This is a genomic window from Bifidobacterium leontopitheci (genome assembly GCF_009193355.1).
Lineage (GTDB): Bacteria > Actinomycetota > Actinomycetes > Actinomycetales > Bifidobacteriaceae > Bifidobacterium > Bifidobacterium leontopitheci.
Map to the genome: position 1 here is coordinate 1 of NZ_WBVT01000027.1, position 12,342 is coordinate 12,342.

Annotated in this window: 2 protein-coding genes; both read left to right on the plus strand. The window is 64.4% G+C overall.

Translation table 11 applies throughout. From position 1 onward, the window contains the following. Positions 1-264: 264 nt before the first annotated feature. Positions 265-8,364, plus strand: coding sequence for a Cna B-type domain-containing protein (locus tag F7D09_RS08095; RefSeq protein WP_152234890.1), 8,100 nt, complete (start codon positions 265-267; stop codon positions 8,362-8,364). 388 nt (positions 8,365-8,752) lie between these two features. Continuing rightward, positions 8,753-12,304 (plus strand): SpaA isopeptide-forming pilin-related protein, encoded by a 3,552-nt coding sequence (locus tag F7D09_RS08100; protein WP_152234891.1) that lies wholly within the window; start codon positions 8,753-8,755, stop codon positions 12,302-12,304. Positions 12,305-12,342: the final 38 nt, after the last annotated feature.

Genomic DNA, 12,342 nt, shown 5'->3' on the forward strand with positions numbered 1-12,342 from the left:
CTCCCGCACCCCCTATGTGTGACCGCTCACACGAAAAACCGTTGCAATGACGCCGTTCCACGTACTGAGCAGCGTGTCGTATTTGTCGCATTATCGGGGGTATCCTATGGCTCAGGAACGGAGACTGAAGAAGGTTCGTAGAGGAATACCTCCTGAGCATCCGGCCACATAACAACACACATAAGCAACACGGTTGTTGACGCGTCCGATGCACGGTGGTTGTGCCTGACGACGTAGTTGACGATGGGGTAACACGAGGTAGCTATGTCCCGTTATGCACACAAAGCGGTATACCGCGCGAAGGGAAATCATCTGTGGCGTACCGTTGCGGCGGCCATCGTCGCGTTGTCATGTCTGGCGGCGCCCGCGGTCGCCGCGGTTCCGGCATCGATGGTGCCAATCGCCGCCGAGACCCAGACGAAACGTCATGCGGCGGCCGCAAAGCCGACCTCGTCGCCTGCCGCCGCGACCGGCGACTCAGCTGACCACGACACAACAAGTCCGACAAACCCGACCGATCCCGACACCCCCGACCTCGCGACCGTCGTCCACCCGGGCAACCGCGACATCAACACCGGCAAGGACGGCAAGGGCTACGCCTTCACCACCCTGTGGGCCGACAACAACGCCGCGTCCCGTCCGAGCCCGGAGACCCTGACGAACGCCAGCGAATACCAGCTCTACTTCACCGTCGACGAAGGGACCGACGAGCAGAAGGCGGTCAAATACCCGCTCACCGAAAAGGACGGTGTGACCGTCTCCGAGCAGGCGAAGAAGCTGCTGGGCATCGACCAGGCGTATTTCGACAAGTACATCGCCGTCACCTATCAGACCGCCGACGGCAAGGAGGCCAAGCGGGGCCCGGTCGAGGTGGAGCGCACCGGCGTGGGCGAGTACGAGGCGTCCGTCAAGACCTCTACGCTGCCCAGCGGCGTCTGGACGTGGAACCAGTCCACCAACGACGACGGCACGCCGAAGACCGACGAGCATGGCAACCCGGTCTTCCCCGAATACAATCCGGACAATCCGGGCGCCACGTCCCCGGCAAAGCAGGTCGCCGTCCGCTGGTACATCGGCCACGCGACCGCCACGTCGCACGCCGACCTGTACCCGCAGGGCGACGGTCAGGACGCCAATCCGACATACCGAGCGGCCGACGGCGCCACGTATCCGAAGTACGTGAAGGCGTACGAGAAGGAGTGCCTGCAGCTGTTGCAGGACGTGAGCTTCAACGTGGTCGCCAAGTTCGGCGACGAGAAGCTGGACGATCCGGCGACGTGGACCAGCAACCAGACGATCACCGTGAAGAAGAACGGTGCAGCCGACCCTGACTTCGGCACCACCGGCGACAATACGATCTCGATGGATGCGGACGATCTGCGCGAGGCCGGCTCGCTGCCGATCACGCTGCATCCGAAGGACGGCAGCGACGCCGGCTGCGCGCCCATCACCAGCCCGGCGGCCGCCAACAAGTCCACCACCAACAAAGCTACCGCCACCTGCGCCTACGACAAGGCCACCTACGGCACGATGCGCTGGCCGCAGTACCATCCCGACGGCACGCCGCTGACCTACATGCTCAGCCAGGACGAGGCGAAGACCGGCGAGAAGGACCCGAAGACCGGCATCACCTACTACGACTACCGTCAGGTCTGGTACGACAACACCGCATCCTCGAACCACGGCTCCGACACGTCCGTGCTGTTCAACGGCGGCACGGTGACGGTCACGCACGCCGGCACGACCAGCTACGACGGCACGAAGGTCTGGCTGGACGACGACGCTTCGAAGCGTCCGGCCACCACGTACTCCCTGTGGCGCTACAGTGCGAAGCCGGGCGCGAAGAGCACCACGGCCGCGCAGGTCACCGTCAAGGACAAGAACGACAACGACAGTTACGTCACGCTCGACATGTCCGCCGCCGAGAACCGCGAGGTGGCGTCTGGCGAGGGCATCGACCTCGGTTCGCGCCTGCGCGACAAGTACGGCGAGCGGCTCAACGACCTGCCCAAGTACGACCAGGACGGCTACCCGTACATCTACCTGCTGCGCGAGGACGTCCCGGACGGCTACGAGCGCGTGTTCGGCGAGGTGCAGGCGGATGGCTCGGTCAGCGACACTGCGCCGAACTACTACCGTCCCAAGCGCGCCGACGGCACGACCACGTGGAGCGGCGCGAACGGCTCACGCCCGACCGCCACGGACGGCGAGTACAACTACAACGACGTTTCGGTCTACAATGGCGGCACGGTGACGAACCGCCGCGTCGGCACGGTCACGGCCGGTATCACGAAGACGTGGAAGGCGGCCTCGTTCCAGGACCAGCTGGACGATGTGACGGTCACGTTCCAGGCGAAGCGGATTCTTAAGAAGAACGCGACATTCGACGAGAAGACGCAACGCTGGGTGGCGAACGACGGCGCGTCGTGGCAGGATGTGCCGGAAAGCTCGCATCAGGGCGAGCCGGATGCCGAGGGCAAGTCCGAAACCATATACGACGCTGATTCCGGCGTGCGCCGCATCACCGACTGGTCGGCGGAACGGCTGACGCAGAGCCTTGAGGGCACGTTCCCCAAGTATGACGCGCACGGCGACGAGTACGTGTACCAGTGGGTCGAGAGCGGCGTGAGCAAGCCCGGCCAGACGGTCGACTTCCAGCCGAATGCCGAGTCGCTGGGCGGCACGTTCCAGCTGACGCTCAAGAACTCCTCCGGCCAGCCGACCGTGCTGGACTTCACCGGCAGTTGGGATGCGAAGGACAGGCGCATCGTCAACGAGTACACGGGCGTGACGCGAGCGCAGATCGACAAGTTCTGGTGCGTGACCGCGGCCGGAGACGGCGACTGCGGCGACCCGGCGGACGGCGGCTCCGGCTGGACGCAGGACGCGCAGCCGTACGGCAAGGCGACCTCGATCACCGTGGAGCTGCTGCAGGGCGACACGAGCGTCGGCGAGTTCACACTCGACGGCGTGGCCGACGGCAAGGACACGACGTTCCGCATCAAGGGCGCCGACCATGATTCGACAGCCCGTGAGACGAGCCCGTGGCACATGGAGTTCTCGAACCTGCCTGAGTATGATGCGGACGGCCGCCGTTACACGTATCTGGTGCTGGAGAAGCCGGTCGACGGGTTCACGGTGAGCCGCGTGGTCGACGAGAAGGCCAACACGACGAAGATCTACAACACGCCGATTACCGGCGGCGAGATCAACGACGTCCCCATTACCAAGGAGTGGATCGACGACGGCGACGCCGCCTCCCGCAAGCCGGTGAAGGTGAAGCTGCTGGCGAACGTGGACGTCAGCGACGCGAACGGCACGGTCAGGTATCCGGCCGGCACGCAGATCGGTGGCGACATCGAGCTTAACCAGGGCAACTCGTGGTTCACGAAGCGTCGGCTTGACGTCGGCCACGTGCGTGAGGCGGACGGCACGGTCCGCAAGCTCGACTGGAGGACCGACCTGCGGCTTGAGGAGGTCGGCACCGACGATTACGAGATGATCGCCAAGGACGACCCGCGTCTCGCCGAATCGCCGTACAGCGTGCTCAGGCTCAACTGGAACGACGACAATCCGCGGCTCGTGGCCAAGCATATCGGCGCGGACGTGAGCGACGACTTCGCCTATGAGGTGACATACGGCATCAACAAGGCGAAGAGCGCGCTGCAGGTGACGAACCGGCGTATCGGCCAGGTGTCCATCGAGATCGACAAGACGTGGAACGACGCTGGCATCCCCGACGCCGATAAGGCGAAACGCCCGGCCGCGAACTTCATCGTGAAGGCCGGCAACAAGGCGGTCACGTTCGGCACGGACGCGGCAGGCAACGTCACGCAGACCGTGACCGGCGGCGACGTGCCGTACACGCTGAACCTGTACAAGGACGCGGACGCCGAAGGGTCGGATTATGTCAAGCTCAACGTGAACGACGGCTCGGTGCGGGTCGTCGACACGCAGACGCTCGAGTTCACGGTCGACGTGAGCCAGGACGAGTCCTGGTATGACGTCTTCGGGCTCACCAAATACGACGAGACCGGCATGGTCGTGCCGTACAGCGTGTCCGAAGCGTGGGACGGCGACTGCAAGACGGACGGCTCAAGCTCCGCAGGCTCGGCCGGCGACGCGAACCCGGTGGTCTGCGGCGAGTACACGCGCTCCCAGACCGCGTACGACGAGCAGTACCTCTCCGACTGGCATTTCGACGACCGTCTCAACATCTCGTTCGCCAACACGCGCACCGGCGTCAAGGACGTCACCTTCCACACGCACTGGTTCGACGCCTATGTCAAGGAGGAGCTCAACCAGCGCATCGATGTGTATCTCACGCTCTACCGTGCCGTGTACGCGTACGACCGGATCACCGGCGAGCTGAAGACCGACCCCGCCACCGGCCAGCCGGTCATCGACCATCTTGAGCCGGTCGGCGAGTACGAGGACTACCGCTGGACCCCGGAGACGCTGGGCGGTGACTCCACCGATCCGAACTACGAGCGTCAGGCGACGATCCGCAACCTGCCGAAGTACGACGAGCACGGCAAGGAGATTGTCTACTTCGCCTCCGCGCGCACGTCCGTTTCCGGCGATGCGGTGAACAACCTCGACTACCTGCCGCACAACATCACCGAAGAGTACTTCGACAAGTCCGCCAGCAGCGCCGAAGTCAAGCAGATCACCGGCGACCAGGCCAAGCAGTGGGTCGGTACGGACGCGCAGACCGGCACCGGCGGCGACCGCGGTTTCGCGATCCGCGAGGACGGCACGTTCAACTTCCACATCTCCAGCGGCATCACCGGCCGCGGCACGAAGCTGTGGACGAACGTGCCCGGCAACGTGGACCAGGCCGACCTTCCGGCCATCTCGGTCTACGCGCAGCGCCGGCTCGCCCCGGTCACGTACGTGAACGACCAGTGGACGGCCGACGCGAAGACCGCGTGGAACGGGCTGACCATCACCGCGGCCGACGGCGACGGCGGAGCGAACGGCGCCGCGGGTGGTGCCGGATACCACGTTCGCAGCTACGTTGACGTGAGCGGCGGCGAGGCGGCCGGCAAGTCGGTCGCCGACGGCACGACGGCCGTGGCCTGGACTCGTGACATCCACAAGGTCTCCGACAATGCGTACGTCTACACGCTGTACACTTACGGCGACAACGCGTATCAGGAGTCCGCGCCGGCTGCTTCCGCCAACGACCTGCCGCGCTACGACGAGTACGGCAGACGTTACGAGTACCGCACGCGCGAGGTCATGGACGGGCTCATCAGGCCTGGCAGCGGCACGGCGGATACGTCGCTCCCCGGCGGCTTCGACGTGAGCGACATCCTGTCCGGCGGCGCGTCCGCCGTCTCGCCTGAGGACGCTGTTCGCAAGGTGTACAAGGTCAACCACGGCGAGACCGGCTCGTTCGCGCTGGAGAACGTCTACAACCCCGACAAGGGCGAGCTGACCGTGCGCAAGTCGTTCGACGGCGTCAACCGCGCCGACGGCGACAAGTATCCGGACGTCACGTTCGAGCTGTGGCGGTACTACTACGGCAAGGATCCGGCGACCGGCGCGTTCACGCTCAAACGAGACGCCGCGCTCGTCACCACGAAGACGGTCGACGGCAAGACGTTCGCGGCAGGCGGCGACGATGTCGCCGGCAGTGCGGGCGTGACGTTCGCCGACCTGCCGATCTACGCGCCGAACGGCCGCAAGTGGCTCTACTACGTGCGCGAGGTCGCCCCCGAGCACGGCTACGCCTGCCAGGTGACGGTCGGCGGCGGCGCGGCAGGCGCCTCGGTGCGTGCGGACGGCACGGGCACGACGGCGCTGTGCGGCGACGAGCAGGCGGCCGTGGAGCTGACGTCCGCGGCGACGCAGGTGACCGCGGCGGCCGGGCTCGGCTCGGACGGTGCAAACGGTAGCGCGGCGGCTCGCCGGTTCCGCCCGGCCGCCGTACTGCAGACCGGTGCGGCCGACCTGTCCGTGGGCAACACGTATGGGCCGGATCAGCTGAATCTGGCCGTCACCAAGACGTGGGTGGACAGCTTCAACGGATTCGACACGCGGCCGACCGCCGCCAAGTTCCTGAAGGGGCTGACGGTGGAACGCCGGTCCACGACGGGCAGTGCGCAGACGGAGAAGGTCACGCTGCAGACCGGCGACGCGACCGCGGCGAACTATGCGACGGTGACCGACGACGGTGCTGTAGAGAAAACGGATACCGAGCAGGCGTGGGTCATCCATATCCATAATGTGGAACGCTGGGCGCCGGACGGCAGCGCATGGCAGTACGTGCTCACCGAGACCATGCCGGACGGCTACGGCAACAGCAGGGGCGACGAGACCGTCACCGTGCCGGTGCCGGACGACATCGCGACCGTGCCGACCGTCGAGTTCAGCGGCTGGCGCAACACGTTCAAGGGCAAGGTCAGCGTGCACAAGGTGTGGGCGGACGGCGACGACCAGTATGGGCTGCGGCCGACGGCCGTGCGCGTGATGCTGCAGGCGAAGGTCGACGGGCAGACGGCGTGGAACAACGCGCATACGGCGATTCGTGCATGGCTGGAGTCCAATGGCTACAGCAGCAGCGAAGTCACCGAAGACGTGATGAAGCACATGGAACATCTGTCAGGCACGGGCGGCGCGTACAGCAACCTGAATGTGGGCAACTCCTGGACGCAGGTCTGGTGGGATCTGCCGCTGTTCATCCGCTCGAAGGACGGCGCGACGACGAAGACCGTCTCGTACCGGGTCGTCGAGGTCGGCATCGGCGAGAACAGCAAGGAAGACTATCAGACGCTGCCGGAGGTCACCGGCGATGACCTGGCGAACGCCCACAGCGGCGTCCTGCCGTACACGCCGAGCTACGAAATCAAGTCCGAGGCCAGCGGATCCTACAGCCAGACCACCGAGACCATCACCAACACGCTGGTTCCGGTGACGATCTACGGCAGCAAGACGTGGGAGGACAACGACAACCAAGGCAAGACGCGACCCGGCACATCCGACGCGTCCGACACTTGGACCGCCACGTTCCGCCTGCAGCGCAGGATCGGCGACGGCGACTGGCAGTGGGTCGTCAAGCCGGGCAACCCCGCCGCGGCCAGCGGCTTCGACGCTTCCGTGGCCGTCGCGACCATCACCGGCACCAAGGATTCCGCGGCGAAGACGTTCGACCATCTGCCGAAGACCGACACGGCCGGCAAGGCATATACGTACCGTCTCGTCGAGGAAGTGCCGAGCCGGTATGTGGTGACCGACGGCACGCTCGTCGAGACCGGGACCGGCGACCATGCCGGCCGCCAGCTGGTCACCGTCGCCGGCGACGCCATGGATCAGGCCAAGCCGCAGGCGTTCACGAACAAGCTGAGCACGGTCGACGTGTGGGCGGTCAAGGAATGGATGCATCACGGCGTCGGCATCGCGCCGAAGTTCGGCGATCTGGTCGACGCCGATCCGAACGAACCCGGTCTGCAGCTCGATCCGTCCGTAGTCGCGTTCGTGCTTCAGCGTCGCGAGAAGTGCGAGCCGAAGGGATGCGTCCCCGCGGCGTGGCAGAACGTCACCAAAGCGGACGGCAGTGCGCTGCTGCCGACCGTCACCGAGATTGTGCTGAACGAAGAGATGGCCAAATATATGTCCCAGTGGAAGCTGTCGTATGGCGATCTTCCGGCGAAATCCGCGGGCGGCGCGACCTACGAGTACCGCATCGTCGAAACGTCCGGCAAGAACGGCTTCGTGACGTTGTACGGAAGCAACGGTAGAGACACCGAGCCGGGCGTGGCGACGTCTGACGGGAACGGCGGTCTGAGGTCCCCGACGATCTTCAACAAGGCCACCATGTTGCAGATCCTCAAGGAGGACGTCGAGACCGGCGACCGGCTTGCCGGCGCGGAGTTCACCATCCAGCCGAAGCCGACGCCGGAAGGCACGCCCGACGAGGAACGCAACATGTTCGCCGACGGCAGCGATAGCCCGAAGACCCTCGTCACCGACGAGGACGGGTACGCAGGTCTCACGGGACTGCTGGTCGTCGGCAAGACGTACCAGATAACCGAGGTGAAGGCGCCCGGCGGGTATGCCAAGCTCACGGGCACCATCGACATCACGCCGAACGCCAACGGCAATTTCACGATCGATGACAACACCGCGAAGGATGAGAACGGGGAGTCGTTGGTCGAAATCGAAGGAAATGTAGACCGCGATGCCGTGGTGGATGTCTTCGTCGAGAACCAGAAGGCCGATACGGTCGCCGCCATACCGATGACCGGTGGACGGCCGGCCGGCGACTGGCTGGTCGCGGGCGGCGTGCTCGCGGCGCTCGCTGCGGTCGGCGTGATGGCTACGTATGTGCTGCGTCGCAGGAAGGGGCTGACGGCATGATTCGGCTTCGGGGATGCTCTGGTCGAGGCGCTGCGCGCGCGGTGGCGGCGGGTGCGCCGTCGCTGTCGTGCGCGCGTCTCGCCGGGGCGCGCCCGGGGCTGTTCGGGGGTGTTGCGGCCGTCGCGACACGCCGAAACGCGGCATGTTTCCAAAATTTCGCACATTGTTGCGAAACATGTCATTCTAAGCGGTTTTGGCCGGTGGGCCAGCGAGGGGAGGATGGTTCCTGTATCGTTGCAATGTCAGCGTTTTTCGGTATATTGCTGTGCCATAAGTTGTTGAGGAAACCCGTGTGTGGGATTTGCGGGGTTCCGGATGGAGAACAGAGATGCGCAGCACTGTACGCAGAGGCGTTTACGCAGTCATATCCTCATTGGCGGCGATCGCTATGGTAGGGACGATCACCGGCGTTGCGGGCGCCGAAACGGGTGCCGAAATCACGGCCGGAAACAATGCTGAAACGATTCAGGGCGGTGCGGGTGTACAATCCGCGGCCACTGGTGTCGTCAGTCCGTCGGCGGCCGGCGGCAACAGCGCGTCTGTAACCGCTTCTAACGGTGGTTCCAGCAGCGAAACGACCACATCGGATGGCAACGTAGTTGACAACGGTGCGAACTCTGATACCTCGACTTCCGGCAATGCGGACAGTGGCGCCGCGGGCACGCAGAACGGCGCGGCTTCCGACAAGGCCACGACCGGCTCCACCGGCGACGCCGCCCAGCAGCCCGCCGCCGAAGCGGATGACGTGGCGACGGCATTCGTGAACGCGCTGCAGTCCGACTGCGACGCTGGCACGACCGAACGTGTCATCACCGTCACCACCGACATCACGGTGACGACCACCGGCATCAAACCGAAGTGCAACATCACCCTCGTCTCCGACGGCAAGGATCACACGATTATATGGGGCGGCAAAGGCTCGGTCCTCCAGCCGCAGAACGGCAAGACCTTCACCATCGGCCGCGTAGGTGACGATGCCGCCAACAAGCTCACTTTCACCAACAAAGGTGCCTCCACCAACCCGCTGTTCCACAATTACGGCACGCTGACCATCAACGGCGGCACCTTCAAGGACAGCACTTCCGCACGTGGCACAATCGTTTTCAACGATGGCACGCTGACCATCACCGGAGGCACTTTCACCGATAACAAGTCTCTTGATGCTGGCGATGCTTCCGGCGGCGCTGTCCTGTACCAACAGTCAGGTTCGACCACCATCACCGGTGGTACGTTCACCAACAATGCGCAGACATTCACGGCACAGTGCGCTGATGCGTCCGGAGTGCCCACCCCGGATGGCAGAAAAGATGCTGACGGTCATCCGACCTCGAACCCTTGCCGTAGACAGAACAGCGGCGGCGGTGCCATCCACACCGAGGGCGGTAGCCTGATTATCCAAGGCAATGTGCTGTTTAAGGGTAACTATTCCAAGGCATATGGTTGGGGTGATGGCGGTGGCGCCATCTTCGCCAAGGGCGAGTTGCGCGTGCAGAATGATGCCAAGGGCAACAAGCCGCAGTTCATCGGCAACTGGTCGGGTATCACTGACCAGCAGTTCGTTGACGGCAAGGTGCCGGTCGGCGGTGCAGTCGGTGCCATCTTCCTGCAAGGCGGTAGCACCGGCTATTTCATGGGTGGCAAGTTCACTGACAATAGCTCCGGTTATCTCGGCGGTGGTATCTACACCGAAGACAACACCACGTCATGGGTAAGCAAGGCAGTTGCCACTGACAACACGGCCGGTCATTTCGGTGGCGGTCTGTGGCTGTGCCCATCAGGCTTCGGTGACGCGTCAAAGGGCGGCAACATCGCGTTGTTCGACAATTCGGTCAATAAGGACATCGATGTGAACACGCTGAACTACACGCCGTTTGTCGGAACGACCGAAAACCAGACTGACGGAAAGGGCGGCACTGTCACCTATGCCGCGGATCAAGTGGATGGTGTCGAGGCCGGCGCCGATTTGGCGATGATGAACCCGGCTTGGAAGAACCTTGATAAGAACCGCACGTTCGTCCTCATGGACACATGGTTCACCGACCGCACTCAATCCGCCGTCGACTGGTACGAGGACGGTACTCCGGTGCGTGAAGCCAGCGGTTTCGCCGATTGGTATCAGTCGGTGAAGAATGACTGGGTCATTGACGGCTCCAATCTTGCCGTCACCAAGACGAACGGCCGCTACGTTACGAAAGCCACGAACGGTGCCATCACCACCAAGATCCATGTGGACCTCGGCGTGGATGATGAGACCGACCATGATGCGCACTCGCGCACTCTTGAGCTTTCCAAAGATGCGGCCTCTTCCCCCATCTACACGACCGGCGTAGCCCTGACTTCCGTGGTCCGTGGTACCGAGGCCGAGCAGGCGAAGGCGAAGGCTGACGCGATGGATAGCGCCGTGCTCGTCATGACCGGTAACAAGGCCCGCCTTTCCGGCGGCGCGTTCGGCACCAACGGCAACGTGAAGTTCTCCACCCCGTACACCGCGTCGTGGAGCAAGGTGGATGCGAACGACCCGAACAAGCTGCTCTCCGGCTCCGAATGGGAGCTCACCACGACGAGCGGCGGCCCCTACAGCCCGGAGTTCTACCCGACCTACTGCACGGCCGGTGAGGACTGGAACGCCGGCACCTGCTGGAAGAAGACGGTCAACGGCAACGTGACCAGCGTGTCCGCCATCATCAAGGACAACACCGGCAGCGGCGCGTACGTCGGCTTCGACAACAATCCGAATGGCGGCGAGTTCGACATCAACAACCTCGCCAACGGCACCTACACGTTGACCGAAATCAAGGCGCCGACCGGCTACGAGGCCATAGCCGGCAAGACGTACACGTTCACCGTGAACGATCATCAGGCCACGTGGGACAACGGCTCCGAAGTCGACAAGCACATCGGGAACACGCCGCTCGCCGGCGTCTCCTGGAACAAGCAGGACGCCGACACCGGCAAACCCGTCGCCGGCTCCGGCTGGACCATCACCAAGCTCGACGTGAAAGGCAACGAGATTGCCGACACCGCGCGCACTGTCACCGACTGCGCCGACACCGATACCGTCACCTGCGCAAAGGGAACGAACGACGAGACGGCCAAGACCTATGCCGATCTCGACGGCACGGCTGGCCAGATTCGAGTCGAAGGCCTCGCGGCCGGCGCCTACAAGCTGGTCGAGACCACGGTCCCGAACGGCTACTGGCGCCCGTCCAGCGGAATGTACTACACGTTCACCATTGCGGCCGGATCGACCGGCAACGACACGGTCGACCTCTACCGTCACGACTCCACTACCAGCAAGCCGGTCAAGGTCGAGAACAAGACCATCACGAACACGCAGCCGCAGGCTTCGTGGTCCAAGATCGCAGCCGGCAACAACGACAAGCTGCTCGAGGGCTCCGCATGGCAGCTGCGTGGTCCGCTCACGGTCGACGGCAAGGAGATCGCCGGCAAGACGGTGACCGCCGCCGTCACCGACTGCCGTAACGAGGCAGGCGCGACCGATCCGTGCGCCAGCCACACGAACACGGTCGGCGCGGACGGCAAGATCACCGCGTACGCCGACGTCGACAAGACCGCCGGCCAGTTCACGGTCCTCGGCCTCGCCGTGCCGCCGGCCGGCACACAATACCGGTACGAGCTGACCGAGACCGCCGCGCCCGACGGGTACGTGCTCAGCGACGTCACCTACTCGTTCACCATCCCCACCAGCGTGCCCACCAAGGTGCAGATCGACGCGCCGAAGAGCGCCACCGCGGCGCTCGCCGTGCGGCATGACGACGGCAAGAACCTCATCCCGAACGTCCCGGCCGTCGCCTCGCTGCCGATGACCGGCGGAACGGGACGCATGTGGCTGATCGTCGGCGGCGCCGTCGGCGTCGTGGCGGCCATCGCGTGGGCGTTGGTCAACGAATATCGCAAGCGGAAGGGGCTCGCAGCATGACAGTCATCGCACGCATCGCCTCCCGTTTGACATCAGGA